Genomic DNA, 14643 nt, shown 5'->3' on the forward strand with positions numbered 1-14643 from the left:
ACCCGGTGTCAGGCTTCCTCGGCGGGCGCTTCCTCCGCGGGGCGGCGCCAGCGCTCCGGGGTCTCGCCGCGCGCCTGCATCTCCTTCCACTTCGCGAAGGGGTCGAAGTCGTGCTCCAGCGGCTCCTGCGGCGGCTGGTCGGCCTCCGGCACGTGCCGCAGGTTGAGCCGGATGCGGAACCACACCGAGTTGATCCCGCGCATCGAGTCGACGAGCACGTCGGCCGGCTCCAGCAGCGGCCACACGGTGGGGTGCCGGGCCTTCCAGCGCTCGAGATCCTCCATCGCCTCTTCCTTGGTGGCGGTGCGCGTGATCTCGATGAGCGGCATCGTCGGCTCGCGCCGTCCGGAGCCCTTCTTCGCCGGGGCCTTCTTCTTGAACGTGGCGGCCAGTTCCAGCAGCGAGTCGAGCGAGCCGCGCGAGTCCTCGACGCCCGCCCAGGCGTCGGGGCGGCCCGCCACGCTGTCCACGGTGTAGGCGGCCGGGTCGCAGCCGGGCACCTCGTCCCAGGTCAGTGGCATCGAGACGCGGGCCTCGTCGGTGGGGCGCACGGAGTAGCCGGAGGCGGTGGTGTGGTCCTTGGCGTTCTGGTTGTAGTCGACGAAGACGCCGTGCCGCTCCTCCTTCCACCAGGCGCCGGTGGCCAGATCGGGCGCCCGGCGGGCAACCTCGCGCGCGAAGCCCTCCGCGGCGCGGCGGACCTCGGCGAAGGTCCAGCGCGGCTCGATCCGGGCATAAACGTGGAAGCCGCGCGAGCCGGAGGTCTTCGGCCAGCCCCGCAGGCCGTGCTCCGCCAGCACCTCGCGGGCGACGAGCGCGACGTCGACGACCTGCGACCACGGCACCCCCGGCACCGGATCGAGGTCGATACGCAGCTCGTCGGGGTGGTCGATGTCCTCGGCGAGCACCGAGTGGGTGTGCAGCTCGAGGCAGCCGAGGTTGACCACCCAGGCGAGCTGGGCGGCGTCGCGGAGCACGATCTCCTCGGCGGTGCGGCCCGACGGGTAGCGCAGCGCGACCGTCTCGATCCAGTCGGGGCGCTTCTCCGGGGCGCGCTTCTGGAAGAACGCCTCGCCGTCGATGCCGTTGACGTAGCGCTTCAGCGCCATCGGACGGCCACCGGCCCCGCGCAGGGCGCCGTCGGCGACCGCCAGGTAGTAGCGGACCACGTCCATCTTGGTGCGGCCGGACTTGGGGAAGTACACCTTGTCGGGGTTGGTGATCGTCACCTCGCGCCCGGCGACCTCGATCACTTCCTTGGTGCTCGCCATGGCCAGACCCTACGCGCCGCCGTCCCGCGTGGTGGGGTCTTCACCCCGGTCAAGCGCGTCCCACAGCTCCGCCTGCGACGCCGGCCGCTTCGGTGCGCCCTGCTCAGTGGTGGTCTTCGGCCGCTCGTAGCGCGCGCCCATCTCCGGCCACGTGCGGCCGAAGCGGATCGTGACCACGCCCGCCGCGGCGACGACAACCGCGGCGACCGCGCACAGCAGCGGCCAGACCACGATCACGTCCTGACCGAGCGTCACCAGGGCGGCGACCGCGATGCCGACACCCGAGAGGGCCAGCAGCGCGCCGACCACCGCCCGCACGACGCCCCGCGTGGCCAGCAGCGCCCCGGCGCCGGCGAGCGAGACGGCGCCGAGCGCCGGCAGCCACGGCGCCAGGTCGGCGCCGCTGCGGTGGCTCGTGATCGGCGGCAGCGGCGCGACGCGCTGCGTCAGCACCTCCTGCCAGCCCCTGGTCGCCGCGAACAGCACCACGGCCGCGCCGGCCGCGCAGGCCAGTGCGGTGACGGTCAGGCCGCGGCGCCCCTCGAACTTCATCGTGCCGGCCTCAGCGTCTCGGCGGTCGCGATCGCGGCGAGCACGGCCGCGGCCTTGTTGCGGGTCTCGGTCTCCTCGGCGGCCGGGTCGGAGTCGGCGACGATCCCGGCGCCGGCCTGCACGTATGCCGTCCGGTCACGGATCAGGGCGGTGCGGATCGCGATGGCGGTGTCCATGTCGCCGCCGAAGCCGAAGTAGCCGACCACACCGCCGTAGAGGCCCCGCCGGGTCGGCTCCAGCTCCTCGATGATCTCCATGGCGCGCACCTTCGGGGCGCCCGACAGCGTGCCGGCCGGGAACGTCGCGGCCAGCGTGTCGAAGGCGGTGCGGTCGTCGTTCAGCTCGCCGACGACCGTCGAGACGATGTGCATGACATGGCTGTACCGCTCGACGGTCATGAACTCGGGCACCTCGACCGTGCCGGGTTTGCACACCCGCCCCAGGTCGTTGCGGGCCAGGTCGACGAGCATGACGTGCTCGGCCCGCTCCTTCGGGTCGGCGAGCAGGTCGGCGGCGAGTGCCGCGTCCTCCTCCGGGGTCGCGCCGCGCCAGCGGGTGCCGGCGATCGGGTGCAGCAGCGCCCGGCGGCCGTCGACCTTGACGTGCACCTCCGGTGACGAGCCGACCACGTCGAAGCCGTCAAAGCGCAGCAGGTACATGTACGGGCTGGGGTTGGTCGTCCGCAGCACGCGGTACACGTCGAGCGGGTCGGCGTCGGTCGCACGCTCGAAGCGCTGGGCGACGACGATCTGGAAGCACTCGCCCGCGCGGATGGCCTCCTTGGCGACCTCGACCGCCTTCGGGTACTCCCCCGCCGGCGTCCGGCTGACCACGTCGCCGAGCGGCACACGGTCCACTGTGGACACCAGGGGCGGGGTCGGGCGGGACAGCGCCGTGGTCATCGCGTCCAGGCGGCCGATCGCCTGGTGATACGCCGCCCGGACCGTGGCGTCGTCGGCGCCCGCGGCGGGCAGCACCGCGTTGGCGATCAGCAGCGCCGCGCCCTCGAAGTGGTCCAGTGCGACCAGGTCGGTCGCGAGCATCATGCCCAGCTCGGGGTGGCGCAGGTCGTCGATCGCGAACTCGGGCAGCTTCTCGAAGCGGCGCACCGCGTCGTACGACAGGAAGCCGACCAGCCCGCCCGACAGCGGCGGCAGGTTGAGCTCACGCAGGTCGGCGTCGTCGGCGGTCAGCGCCGCGACGGTCGCCGCGAGCACCTCGGTCGGCGAGCCCGCGGTGGGCAGGTTCGCCGGCGGGGCGCCGAGCCAGTGCGCCCGCCCCTCGCGCTCGACCAGCGTCGCCAGGCTGCGCACACCGATGAAGCTGTACCTCGACCAGACCGCACCGGCGGCTCCGGCGCCCTGCTCGGCGGACTCCAGCAGGAAGGTGCCCGGGCCGCCGGCGAGCTTACGGTAGACGCCGACGGGGGTCTCGCCGTCGGCCAGCAGGCGCCGGGTGACGGGCACGACACGGCGGGTGCGCGCCAGTTCACGGAAGGTCGCCTCGTCGGGCGCGACGGCGCCGGTGGTCATGGGGTCGTCTCCAGCGGGGTGTAGAAGCAGCTGTGCTCGCCGGTGTGGCAGGCGGCGCCGGTCTGCTCGACGGTCACCAGCAGCGTGTCGCCGTCACAGTCGATCGCGACCGACCTGACATGCTGCGCGTGACCGGACGTCTCACCCTTGATCCAAAGCTTGTCGCGGCTACGCGACCAGTAGGTAGCCCGCCCGGTCGTCAGCGTCCGGTGCAGCGCCTCGTCGTTCATCCACGCCAACATGAGCACCTGCCCGGTGCCGTGTTCCTGCACGATCGCGGGCACGAGCCCGGCATCGTTCCGGCGGAGGCGCTTCGCGACTTCTGGGTCAAGATTCGATGACACAGCCGCAATTCTCCCGCACCGCGGACAACCGGCGGTTTGGGGTCTATGGCTGGTGGTGTTGGAGGAGTACCTTGACGGTGCGCCGCACGGAAGATCTGCGCGGTCGCCCACCCTTCCCCGCCTGCCGCCGGCTGACCCTACCCGCCCGCATCTTGCTCGGGGGTTCCGCCCGCCGTCGGTTCAGCGGCGTCGGACGGGCGCCGTTCGGCCTCCCGGCGTCCGCGACCCCAGCGCTGAGCGAGCAGTCTGAACGGGTGGCAGCCCCGTTCGGACCGAGCGGACGGAGGACCCACCGTTGTCTCCCAACTTCACCCCGCCGAACAACCAGTCGAGCCCATCCCCTGAAGCCACCGCCCCCGAGGCCAACCCCGCCGAGGTGGTCATCCCCGAGCAGCGCCAGCCGGTGGAGGACACCACCCCGCAGGCCGAGGCGACCGAGACGCCCGCTGCGGCAGCCCCGTCCCCCGACGAGCCCCTGGCCGACGCCGAGGCCATCTCGGTCGCCGTGCCGGACGACATCTCCGGCATCGTCGGCCCAGCCTCGGACTCCGAGGCCGTCGCGGTCGTGGATACTCCGGAGGCCGAGGCGGTCGTCGTGGAGCCCGCGCCGGCCGAGACCGCCTCGTCGGACGCGGCCCCGGCCGAAGCCGATGCCGCCACGGACGGCGAGCCGGCGGCCACCGACGAGGCCGAGCCCGCCGCGGAGGCTTCGCCGGTCGCCGCTGCCGACGAGACTGAGTCCGGCGCGGAGGCTGAGCCGGTCGCCGCCGCCGACGAAGCCGAAGCTGCCACGGAGGCGGAGCCGGTCGCCGCCTCCGACGAGGGCGAGGCCGACGCGGAGGCCGAACCGGTGGCCGCTGCCGACGAGGCCGAGGCTGCCACGGAGGCCGAACCGGTCGCCGCTGCCGACGAAGCCGAAGCTGCCACGGAGGCGGAGCCCGTCACTGCCTCCGACGAGGGCGAGACCGACGCGGAGGCCGAACCGGTGGCTGCCTCCGAAGAGGCCGAGGCTGCCGCGGAGGCTTCGCCGGTCGCCGCTGCCGACGAGACCGAAGCTGGCGCGGAGGCTGAGCCGGTCGCTGCTGCTGACGAAGCCGAAGCTGCCACGGAGGCCGAACCGGTGGCCGCTGCCGACGAGACCGAAGCTGGCGCGGAGGCTGAGCCGGTCGCCGCCGAGGATGCAGAGGTTGCCGCGGAGGCCGAGCCCGTCGCTGCCGACGAGACCGAGCCGGTCGCCGCCGAAGAGGTGGAGGCCGAGCCGGTCGCCGAGGCCGAGGCTGCCACGGACGCCGAGGAGGTCGCGGACGCGGAGCCGGCAGCCGAGGACGCGGAACCGGCCGCGGAGACGACCGGGGACGCCGAGCCGGCTGCCGAGGAGGCCGAGGCCGTCGCGGACGCCGAACCCGTCGCTGCCGACGAGGAAGCCACCGCGGAGCCCGTGGCCGCGGACGCCGAAGCCGCCGAGGTGAGCGCAACGGCGGACGAGGAGCCGGCCGCGGAGGCGGAGTCCGGCGAGGACGCTGGGGAAAAGCCGGTCGTCGAGGACGAAACGGACGCCGAGCCTGTTGCCGAGGCTACGGAGGACACTGTCGACGAGGCCGAGCCCGCCGCCGAAGCCGACGCGGAGCCGGCTGCGGAGGACGAGGCGGAGGTGGAACCGGTCGCCGAGGCCGAGGCGGAGACAGTTGCGGAGGTCGAGGCCGAGGCTGCCGAGGACGGCGCCGAAGCGGAGGCCGTGGTCGAAGAAACCGCTGCCGAGGAAGCCGCCGCCGAGGAGCCCGCCGCCGAGGCCGACGCTGAGGAAGCCAGCGTTGACGAGGAGCCGGCGGCCGAAGCTGACGCCGAGGCCGCAGAGCCGGCCGCTGCCGACGCTGAGGAGCCGGCCGCGGAAGCCGACGACATTGCGGAGGAAGAGCCCGCCGCCGAGACCGCAGAGCCAGCCGCTGCCGACGCCGAGGAGCCGGCCGCGGAAGCCGACGACGACAGCGACGCCGAGCCGGCCGCCGAAGCCGACGACGTTACGGAGGAAGAGCCGGCCGCCGAGGCCGAGGCGGAGCCGGCTGCGGAGGACGAGGCGGAGGCAGAGCCCGCCGCCGAGGCGGAGGAAGCTGCCGAAGAGGAGCCCGCCGCCGAGGATGAGCCTGCGGCCGAGGCCGAAGAGGCAGCCACCGAAGCCGAAGAGGCCGGTTCGGAGGACGCCGAAGCAGCGGACGAGGAGCCGGTGGCCGAGGCCGAAGAGGCCGAGGCCGAAGAGGCCGAGGCCGATGAGGACGCCGCCGACGAGCCGGTTGCGGAAGCGGAAGAGGCGGCGGAGGAAGAGGCTGGCGAGACGCCGGCCGACGCGCTTGTCGAGGCCGTCGACGCTGGGGTCGACAACACCGAGGACGAAGGCGCCGCCGAAGAGGTCAACCTCGTCGCCGACATCGAGGAAGTCACCGGAGAAGCCGACACCGAGGAAGAGGGCGAAGCCGAGGAGCCTGCGGCCGAAGCCGAGGACGAGGAGCCGACCGCCGAAGCTGACAGCGACGGCGAAGACGAAGAAGACGAAGACGAAGACGAGCCTGTCGCCGAGGCTGACGACGAAGACGAGGGCGACGAAGACGACGAGGAGCCCGTCGCCGAAGCGGACGACGCCGAGGACGACGAAGACGAAGAGGACGAGGAGACCGAGCTCGCTGCCGCAGCCGCTGTCGCGCCGCTTCGGCCCGGCGACATCGTCGAGGAGCGGATCGTGCTCTGGAAGCCGAAGCGGGCAAACAAGTTCCGGTCGCGGCTGGCGAAGGCCGAGTCGAAGTTCGTCGAAGACCCGGTCAAGGCCGTCGCCAAGGCGTCCGCGGTCGTGAGCGACGCGATCGAGACACTCGCCGAGAAGTTGCAGGACCAGCAGCACGCGATCGACCCGCACAAGACGTCGAAGCGCCCCGACACCGAGTCCCTGCGGGTCGCGCTCCGGCAGTACAAGGACTTCCTGGAGCGCGTCCTCAAGCTCTAGGCATCCATAGCAGCACCCCGGACAGGGGGCGGACCGGTGACGGTCCGCCCCCTGTCGCATGTAGCGCGTTGACGGCCGGCAAGGATTTCATCTACCGTTGAGTTCAACAGGCGTTGAGTTCTGCACAGGTCCGACGAACCCCGGAAGGGGGAACCCAGATGAGCAACGCGATCGAGGTCGAACACCTCGTCATCGCGCGTGGCAAGAGGCGGGTGCTGCACGACCTCACCTGCACCGTGCCCAGCGGCGCCGTCACCGGACTGCTCGGCCCGAGCGGCAGCGGCAAGACCACGTTCATGCGCGCCGTCGTCGGCGTGCAGAAGATCGTCAGCGGCACCGTCACCGTGCTCGGCCACCCCGCCGGCGCCAAGCCCCTGCGCAACAAGGTCGGCTACCTCACGCAGGCCCCGAGCGTCTACGCGGACCTCACCGTGCGCGAGAACGCCCGCTACTTCGCCGCGCTGTACGGGCTGAGCGCCAAAGAGGCCGACGCGGCGATCTCCGACGTCGGGCTCAGCCAGGCCAAGGACCAGCTCGTCGGGCAGCTCTCCGGCGGCCAGCACGCCCGGGCCTCCCTCGCGTGCGCGATCGTCGGCCGGCCCCAGCTGCTGGTCCTCGACGAGCCGACCGTCGGGCAGGACCCCGTCCTGCGCAACGAGCTCTGGCAGCGGTTCCACGCCATGGCGAAGGCCGGGTCGACGCTGCTGGTCTCCAGCCACGTGATGGACGAGGCCGGCCGTTGCGACCGCCTCCTGCTGATCCGCGAGGGCCTGCTCATCGCGGACGCGACTCCGGCAGCGGTACGGGAACGTGCCGGCACCGACGACCTCGACACAGCGTTCCTCCGTCTGGTCCAGGCGCAGGAGACCGACAAGGAAAAGGTGGCCTGACGATGTCTCCCCGCCTGACGTTCACGACCGCCGGCCGGATCCTCCGCCAGTTGCGCCACGACCGCCGGACCATCGCGATGATCCTGGTCGTGCCGACGGTGCTGCTGACACTCCTGCGGTACCTCTACGACAACAACCCCCTGCTGTTCGACCGCATCGGCCTGATCATGCTCGGTGTGTTCCCGCTGGTGATCATGTTCCTGCTGACCAGCGTCGCGATGCTGCGCGAGCGGACCAGCGGCACTCTGGAGCGGCTCCTCACCACCCCGATCGGCAAGGTCGACATCCTGCTCGGGTACGGCATCGCGTTCGCCATCGCCGCCGCCGTCCAGGCCGGCGTGGTCTCGGCGATCGCGTTCTGGCTGCTCGGCCTCGACACGCTCGGCCCGGCCTGGCTCGCCGGCGTGCTCGCGGTCGGCAACGCCGTGCTCGGCATGGCGCTCGGCCTGTTCGTGAGCGCGTTCGCGAACAGCGAGTTCCAGGCGGTGCAGTTCATGCCGGCCGTGGTTCTGCCGCAGGTCCTGCTGTGCGGCCTCCTGCAGCCCCGCGACCAGATGGCCGGCTGGATGCAGGCGATCAGCGACGTCCTGCCGATGTCGTACGCCGTGCAGGCCCTCACCGAACTCGGCAGCAACACCGAGCCGACCGGCATCATGTGGCGAGACCTCGCGATCATCATCGGCTGCGTGGTCGTGGCACTCTTGCTCGGAGCGGCGACACTGCGCCGCCGTACCGCTTGATCGGCAGCAGAAAGAGACTCATGGCCCGCACCGGACGACGCCCCGGCAACCAGGACACGCGAAAGGCCATCCTGGCCGCTGCCCGTGACGCCTTCGCCGAGCGCGGTTTCGACGGAGCCTCCATCCGCCAGATCGCGACCAGCGCCGGGGTCGACCCGGCGCTGGTGCATCACTATTTCGGAGCGAAGGACAAGCTGTTCCTGGCCACGATGGACGTGCCGATCGATCCGGGCGAGCTGCTGCCGAAGGTGTTCGAGCCCGGCATCGACGGCGTCGGCGAGCGGCTGGTGCACACGTTTCTCAGTGTGTGGGACTCTCCCGCCGGTTCGCCGGCCGTGGCCCTGTTCCGCAGCGCGCTGCAGCACGAGTGGTCCGCGCGCATGCTGCGGGATTTCCTGATCACGCAGATCCTCCGCCGCGCGATGAGCCAGCTCGATCTCGACCCCGAGGAGGCACCCAAGCGGTCCTCCCTCGTCGCCTCCCAGATGGCGGGAATCGTCATGGTGCGGTACATCCTGAAGATCGAACCGCTGGCCTCGATGCCCGCCGACGAGGTAGTGCGCAACGTGGCGCCGACGATTCAGCGGTACATCGCGGAGCCGCTGCCCAAGGACGTTTAGTCCTCGTCGTTGGTGTCCGCACAGTGTGTACGGGCCTGAGGCGTCAACAGCAGACCCAGCAGCGCGACCGCGCAGAAGGTGGGAACGACCGCGAACGGCAGCGGCGCCGGCAGCAGCCACGTGAGCAGTGGCGCCATCGTGCCGATAAACCCCCAGAACACGAGGCTCGCCAGCCACGCCCAGTGCTCGCCCCGCTTGATCCGCACCCCGAGGAAGACCAACACGACGGCGAGCGGGAACAGGAACATCACGGCGTTGAAGAACAGGACAAAGTCGAGGTAGCCAGTGCCGCCCTGCTGGGCGGGGTCGACCTGCATGCCCGAGAGCAGAACCCCGAGCGCAGCAAGGGCGAGCGCCAGCATGACCAGCCCGATAGCGTTGAACCCCGTCACCGCGACCCGCACCTGCACCGGCACGTATCGGCGCCCCCCGGCTACCATGCGACCAGGGTAAGCCATCGAAGCCGCTGAACCACCCGCTCGACGCGTCGCCCCACTTCCGACACCAACTTAACCTTGGTCGATTTCCGTGCCCAGGACCACGGTTTTCCACCAAGGTCAACAGTGTCCGGCTCGGCGACCCGCGTGCGGGAATCCCCCCGGACCGCAGTCCCGGCCGGCTGTCGAGAAACCTGGTCGACTACAGACCCGATCGGCGTCGAGGAACTGGTCGGCCGCGGTCCCGGCCGGCCAGGCGACAACGGCCGTCCAGCGGCGATTGCCACGAGCAGCCGCCACGCGGCATCCGGGTCCCCCGAACGGGACAGTCCTGGACCGGCTCCCAGCAACACATGGCCCGCCCCGGCACCACGCCAGCCCGGGCACGCCCAGCCATCGACGCAGAGCCAGCCCGAAGCGGCACCCCACCCCCAGCGCCACGCCCTGGCTCGGCCCGGCACGACCCGGCACCCCAGCCGGCCGAGCACCTCAGCCGGGCCCGACATCCCAGCCCAGTCCAGCCCGGCACGACGAAGCACCCCAGCCGGCCGAGCACCTCAGCCCGGCCCGACCCAGCCCAACCCAGCCCGGCACGGCCCGACATCCCAGCCCAGCCCGACCCAGCCCAGCCCAGCCCAGCCCAGAACGGCCCGGCCCGGCCCGGCGCCCCAGCCCAGCAACCCCAGCCCAGCCCAGCCCAGCCCGGCACGGCACGGCACGGCACGGCACGGCACGGCACGGCTCGAGCAGTGAACCGCGTCGGACCGGACGAGGGCTGTGTCGGTGTCGGGCGTTGCCGGCGTCAGCGGGTTTGTTCGAGCCAGGAGGCGTAGAGGCGGGCGTAGATGGAGTCGGGGTCGGTCACGAGGTCGGTGTGGGGGCCGCGCTGGACGACTCGGCCCTTGTCGACCACGATCACCTCGTCGGCGCTCTGCGCGGTCGACAGACGGTGGGCGATGGCGATCGTTGTGCGGCCCCGCGTCACCGCGTCGAGGGTGCGCTGGAGCCGGACCTCGGTCGCCGGGTCGACGGCGCTGGTGGCCTCGTCGAGGACCAGCAGGTCGGGGTCGGCCACATACGCCCGGGCGAGGGCCACCAACTGCCGCTCCCCCACCGACAGCGCCTCGCCCCGCTCGCCGACCTGCGTCTGCAGCCCGTCGCTCAGGCTCTCGACCCAGTCGATCAGCCCCAGCTCGGTGAAGGCCAGCTCGAGATCGACGTCGCTGAGGTCGGGCCGGCCGAAGCGGACGTTGTCGGCGACGGTCGAGTCGAACAGGAACCCGTCCTGCGGCACCATGACCACCCGGCTGCGCAGCGAGTCGAAGCGCACGTCGGACAGCGGCACCCCGGACAGCAGGACACGACCGTTCGCCGGGTCCATCAGCCGGGTCAGCAGCTTGGCGAACGTCGTCTTGCCGCTGCCGGTCTCGCCGACGACCGCGACCCTGGTCCGCGCGGCGACGGTGAGGTCGACGTCGGTGAGTACCTCGGGGCCGCCCGGATAGGCGAAGTGGACGTGCTCGAAGGTCACGTCGATCGGCCCCTCGGGCAGTGCCCGGCCCGCGGCACCCGGGTCGGCGACGTCCGGCTCGGTCTCGATGATGTCGAGGACCCGCCGCCAGCCGGCGATCGCATTCTGCGCCTCGTTGAGGACCTCGGTGGCGACCTGGACCGGCTGCACGAACAGGGTCGCCAGGAACAGGAACGCGGTGAGCTGGCCGACGGTGAGCTGCCGGTCGGCGCCGAGCAGCGTGCCGACGACCACGACCCCGGCGAGCGCGAGCCCGGCGGCGAGCTCGCCGAAGCTCATGCTGACGACATTGTTCTTCTGCGCGCGGAACTGGCTGCGCCGGTTGCGCTCGATAGCCTTGTCGAGCCGCTCGCTGGTGCGCCGCTGAATGCCGTAGGCTCGCACGACCGGCGCGCCGACCACGCTCTCGGCGATGACACCGAGCAGCGCGCCGACGCTCTCGCGGACCTCCAGGTAGAGCACGCTGAGCCGGCGCTGGAAGTGCCGGACGACGAAGACCAGCGGCGCGAACGCGGCGAAGACCACGAGCGTGAGCTGCCAGGAGTAGACCAGCATGACGACCGTCGTGACGGTGAGCTGGCCCAGGCTGAGGATGAACAGCAGACCGCCGAACTGCAGGAACTGGCTGATCTGGTCGACGTCGCCGGTGACCCGCGAGACCAGCGCGCCGCGCCGCTCGGACTGCTGGTGCAGCATGGAAAGGTCGTGGATGTGCCGGAAGGTACGCACCCGGATGCCGGCCAGCGCCGTCTCGCTGACGGTGAACAGCCGGACGTTCATCAGGTAGGCACTGACCATCGTCGTGAACAGCACCGCGGCGGTGATCGTCACGATGAGCGTCAGGACACCGAGGTCGGGGCCGCTCGCGGCCCGGATGCCGCGGTCGATGCCCTGCTGGATGGCGACCGGAACGGCGACCCGGCCGATGGTGGCCACCATGGCCAGGCCCAGGGTGCCGGCGAGCCCGGTGAACAGCTCCGGGGACAGCGCGAGGCCGCGCCGCAGCACACCGAGCCGCTCGGCACCGGCGTCGGGCGCCGTCCCGGTCACGGCGCTGGTCACGCGGTCACTCCCCCTTCGTCGAACACGTGCTCGCGCTCCCGCTCGGCCTCGGCCTTCTCGTATGCGGTCACCAGGTCGGCGTAGCCGGGTGCGGTCTCCAGCAGCTCCTGGTGCGTGCCGCGGGCGATCACCCGGCCGCGCTCGAGGTAAACGACCTCGTCCGCGAGAGCGATGGTCGCCCGCCGGTAGGCGACGACGAGGATCGACGCCTGCTGGGCGTCGTCCCGCCGCAGCGCGGCGAGGATCGCCGCCTCGACCCGCGGGTCGACCGCGCTGGTCGCGTCGTCGAGCACCAGCAGGCGGGGCGCGCCGGCGAGGGCCCGGGCGATGGTGAGCCGCTGCCGCTGCCCGCCGGACAGCGACGTGCCGCGCTCGCCGACCGTCGTGTCGAGGCCGTCGGCGAGCCGCTCGACGAACCCGTCGGCCTGCGCGAGCCGCAGCGCCGCCCACACCGCCTCGTCGCTCACGCCCCGGTCGAGGGTGATGTTGCCCCGGATGGTGTCGTCGAAGACGAACGGCACCTGGGCGACCAGCGCGGCCGTGCGCACGAGCGACTCCTGGGTCAGCTCGCGGACGTCGACGTCGTCGAGGGCCACCGTGCCGGCACGCGGGTCGGCGAGGCGGGCCGCGAGCGCGGCGACCGTCGACTTGCCCGAGCCGGTCGGCCCGACCAGCGCGACCGTCCGCCCGGCCGGCACGTCGAACGAGACCCCGGTGAGCACGTCGCTGCCCGGCCGCGCGTCGGCGTCGCCCGGTTGATATGCGAAGTGCACGTCGTCGAAGCGCAGGGCGGCCGGCTTCTGCTCGTCGCGGAGCTCGGTCGTGCCATAGGCCATGTCGCCCTCGGCGTCGAGCACATGGCGGATCCGCTCCCAGCCGACGACGCTGCGGGGCAGCTCGGCGAGGACCCAGCCGATCGCGCGGACCGGGAACGCCAGCACGGTGAACAGGAACGCGACGCTGACGACCTCGGACACCTCGACGGCGCCCTGCCGGAAGCGCCAGCCGCCGACGACGAGCACCGCGAGCGTGCCGATGCTCGGCAGCGCGTCGAGCACCGGGTCGAACAGTGCCCGGATCCGGCCGACCCGGATGGTGGCGTCGCGCAGCTCGGTCGCCTTCGCGGCGAACCGCTCCGTCTCCGCCGCCTCGCGGCCCATCGTCTTGACGACGAGCGCGCCGTCGAAGCTTTCGTGCGCGACCGCGCTGACCTCGGCGCGCAGCTGCTGCGACCGGGCGACGCGGGGCGCCATGCGCCGCGAATAGGCGACGTTGACCCCGAGCAGCGTCGGGAAGATCGCGACGCCGACGAGGGCCATCACCCAGTCGGTGACGAAGAGCGAGACGACCGCGGCGACGAGCATCACGACCGTGCCGACCGCGAACGGGAAGGGCGCGATCGGATACCACGCGGACTCGACGTCCGCGTTGGCGTTGGACAGCAGCGTGCCGGTGGCGTGGCGCTGGTGCCACTCCAGCGGCAGGCGCAGGTATCGGCGGGTCACCGCCTGCCGGTAACGCGCCTGGAGGTTGAACTGCATGGCACCGGCGCCGAGGCGGCGGCCGAAGATGCCGAGGATCTTGCCGAGGCTGACGGCGAGGATGGCGAGCCCGCCGAGCGCCAACGCGCCGGCACCGACGTGACGGTTGTCGATCGCCGGGACGACGACGCTCCCGACGACCTCGCCGGAGACGAAGGCGGTGGCGATGGTGAGCAGGCTGAACAGCACACTGCCGGCGGCGGAGACGGCGAACATGTGAGGCTCGTCACGGATGGCTCTGCCCAGCACCCTGAGGCCCTTCAAGAGCACCTTGCCGCTGGTCACCTTCCGCCCCCTCGGGTCCGCGCCGGTAAGTCGCCCCGACCGCACCGCAACCTTACAGAGGACCCCCGACAAAAACGGGGCTAGCGTTACGCCCATGAGTTCGTTCGCCCGCGGCGAGCGCGCGGCGCTCGCCGACACGCTCCTCGCCGCCGGCCCCGACGCGCCCACGCTCTGCACCGGCTGGGCCACCCGTGATCTCGCCGCGCACCTGGTGCTGCGCGAGCGCCGCCCCGACGCGGCGCCCGGCATCCTGCTCAAGGCCGTCGCCGGGCACGCGAAGAAGGTCCAGGACGGTCTGGCCGCCGGTGACTACGCCGGGCTCGTCGGCAAGGTCCGCACGCCGCCGGTGTGGCTGCGGCCCGGGTTCGCCGAGGAGGCGGTGAACCTGATCGAGTTCTTCATCCACCACGAGGACGTCCGGCGGGCGACGGCCGGCTGGACGCCGCGGCAGCTCGATCCCGGCTACGAGGCGGCACTGTCCGCCCGCGTCAAGGGATCGGCAAAGCTGTCCACCCGGCGGTTCCCGGCCCGCATCGTCGTGAAGGTGCCCGGCGCCGAGCCGTTCACCGTCGGTAGGGGCGGCGACGCCGAGCTGGTGGTCGAGGGCGCACCGGGTGAGCTGCTGCTGTTCTTCACCGGACGGCAGCGCGCCGCCCACGTCGACGTCACGGGCCCGGACGAGCTCGCCGACAAGCTCCGGGGCGCCCGCCTGGGGCTGTGAGATCCCGCCCTGAGTCTCGAATCTGGTTCCAGACAAGGGATTCAGCGTCTACTACGTTTCGGTTGCGGGTCTAGCCGGTAACGGGATCGACGGTTTACCCTCCGGTAACCGACGGGACGTGACGC

12 protein-coding genes are annotated in these 14643 nt (G+C 72.1%); 5 read left to right on the forward strand and 7 right to left on the reverse strand.

The features are described from left to right. Nucleotides 1–8 precede the first annotated feature (8 nt). Genes ligD through hisI form a run of 4 tightly spaced genes read right to left on the reverse strand, consistent with a single transcriptional unit; the run spans nucleotide 9 to nucleotide 3639 of the window. Entirely contained in the window at nucleotides 9–1271 is a 1263-nt protein-coding gene (gene ligD / locus Dfulv_RS38685) for a non-homologous end-joining DNA ligase (protein WP_259858770.1), read from the reverse strand. Between the two features lie 9 nt (nucleotides 1272–1280). Next, nucleotides 1281–1823 carry a Trp biosynthesis-associated membrane protein gene (locus Dfulv_RS38690; RefSeq protein WP_259858771.1) on the reverse strand — a complete coding sequence of 181 codons (543 nt, stop codon included), beginning with the start codon at nucleotides 1821–1823 and terminating at the stop codon, nucleotides 1281–1283. Then, nucleotides 1820–3355, reverse strand: a complete 1536-nt coding sequence (locus Dfulv_RS38695) for an anthranilate synthase component I (RefSeq protein ID WP_259858772.1) — start codon at nucleotides 3353–3355, stop codon at nucleotides 1820–1822. Before Dfulv_RS38695 ends, Dfulv_RS38690 begins: the two co-directional genes overlap by 4 nt. Beyond that, nucleotides 3352–3639, reverse strand: coding sequence for a phosphoribosyl-AMP cyclohydrolase (hisI, locus tag Dfulv_RS38700; protein ID WP_259858773.1), 288 nt, complete (start codon nucleotides 3637–3639; stop codon nucleotides 3352–3354). The genes Dfulv_RS38695 and hisI overlap by 4 nt, the downstream gene beginning before the upstream one ends. 355 nt (nucleotides 3640–3994) lie before the next feature. Here hisI and Dfulv_RS38705 point away from each other — a divergent pair, with 355 nt between their 5' ends. The 4 genes from Dfulv_RS38705 to Dfulv_RS38720 all read left to right on the forward strand — a co-directional run bounded on the left by Dfulv_RS38705 (nucleotide 3995) and on the right by Dfulv_RS38720 (nucleotide 8941). Then, nucleotides 3995–6691, forward strand: a complete 2697-nt coding sequence (locus tag Dfulv_RS38705; protein ID WP_259858774.1) for a hypothetical protein — start codon at nucleotides 3995–3997, stop codon at nucleotides 6689–6691. Between the two features lie 158 nt (nucleotides 6692–6849). After that, nucleotides 6850–7581, forward strand: coding sequence for an ABC transporter ATP-binding protein (locus Dfulv_RS38710; RefSeq protein ID WP_259858775.1), 732 nt, complete (start codon nucleotides 6850–6852; stop codon nucleotides 7579–7581). Nucleotides 7582–7583: 2 nt separating this feature from the next. Next, entirely contained in the window at nucleotides 7584–8321 is a 738-nt protein-coding gene (locus Dfulv_RS38715; RefSeq protein WP_259858776.1) for an ABC transporter permease, read from the forward strand. A 20-nt stretch (nucleotides 8322–8341) separates the two neighbouring features. After that, a complete protein-coding gene (locus tag Dfulv_RS38720) occupies nucleotides 8342–8941 on the forward strand; it encodes a TetR/AcrR family transcriptional regulator (protein ID WP_259858777.1) in 600 nt (199 codons plus the stop codon). Here the strand turns inward: Dfulv_RS38720 and Dfulv_RS38725 are convergent. The 3 genes from Dfulv_RS38725 to Dfulv_RS38735 form a co-directional block, all read right to left on the reverse strand. Next, nucleotides 8938–9381 (reverse strand): hypothetical protein, encoded by a 444-nt coding sequence (locus tag Dfulv_RS38725; protein WP_259858778.1) that lies wholly within the window; start codon nucleotides 9379–9381, stop codon nucleotides 8938–8940. The genes Dfulv_RS38720 and Dfulv_RS38725 overlap by 4 nt on opposite strands. A 799-nt stretch (nucleotides 9382–10180) precedes the next feature. Beyond that, nucleotides 10181–11971, reverse strand: a complete 1791-nt coding sequence (locus Dfulv_RS38730) for an ABC transporter ATP-binding protein (protein ID WP_259858779.1) — start codon at nucleotides 11969–11971, stop codon at nucleotides 10181–10183. Next, nucleotides 11968–13782, reverse strand: coding sequence for an ABC transporter ATP-binding protein (locus Dfulv_RS38735; protein WP_259869025.1), 1815 nt, complete (start codon nucleotides 13780–13782; stop codon nucleotides 11968–11970). The genes Dfulv_RS38730 and Dfulv_RS38735 overlap by 4 nt, the downstream gene beginning before the upstream one ends. A gap of 109 nt (nucleotides 13783–13891) precedes the next feature. On the opposite strand from Dfulv_RS38735, the gene Dfulv_RS38740 reads away from it, so the two are divergent. After that, a complete protein-coding gene (locus Dfulv_RS38740; RefSeq protein WP_259858780.1) occupies nucleotides 13892–14518 on the forward strand; it encodes a TIGR03085 family metal-binding protein in 627 nt (208 codons plus the stop codon). Nucleotides 14519–14643 lie beyond the last annotated feature (125 nt).

The sequence above is a fragment of the Dactylosporangium fulvum genome, from assembly GCF_025137375.1.
Lineage (GTDB): Bacteria > Actinomycetota > Actinomycetes > Mycobacteriales > Micromonosporaceae > Dactylosporangium > Dactylosporangium fulvum.

Coding starts and splice junctions, on each gene's coding strand:
- Dfulv_RS38690 (WP_259858771.1), bottom strand. CDS start 1,823: ATGAAGTTCGAGGGGCGCCGCGGCCTGACCGTCACCGCACTGGCCTGC.
- ligD (WP_259858770.1), bottom strand. CDS start 1,271: ATGGCGAGCACCAAGGAAGTGATCGAGGTCGCCGGGCGCGAGGTGACG.
- Dfulv_RS38725 (WP_259858778.1), bottom strand. CDS start 9,381: ATGGTAGCCGGGGGGCGCCGATACGTGCCGGTGCAGGTGCGGGTCGCG.
- Dfulv_RS38720 (WP_259858777.1), top strand. CDS start 8,342: ATGGCCCGCACCGGACGACGCCCCGGCAACCAGGACACGCGAAAGGCC.
- Dfulv_RS38715 (WP_259858776.1), top strand. CDS start 7,584: ATGTCTCCCCGCCTGACGTTCACGACCGCCGGCCGGATCCTCCGCCAG.
- Dfulv_RS38740 (WP_259858780.1), top strand. CDS start 13,892: ATGAGTTCGTTCGCCCGCGGCGAGCGCGCGGCGCTCGCCGACACGCTC.
- Dfulv_RS38710 (WP_259858775.1), top strand. CDS start 6,850: ATGAGCAACGCGATCGAGGTCGAACACCTCGTCATCGCGCGTGGCAAG.
- Dfulv_RS38695 (WP_259858772.1), bottom strand. CDS start 3,355: ATGACCACCGGCGCCGTCGCGCCCGACGAGGCGACCTTCCGTGAACTG.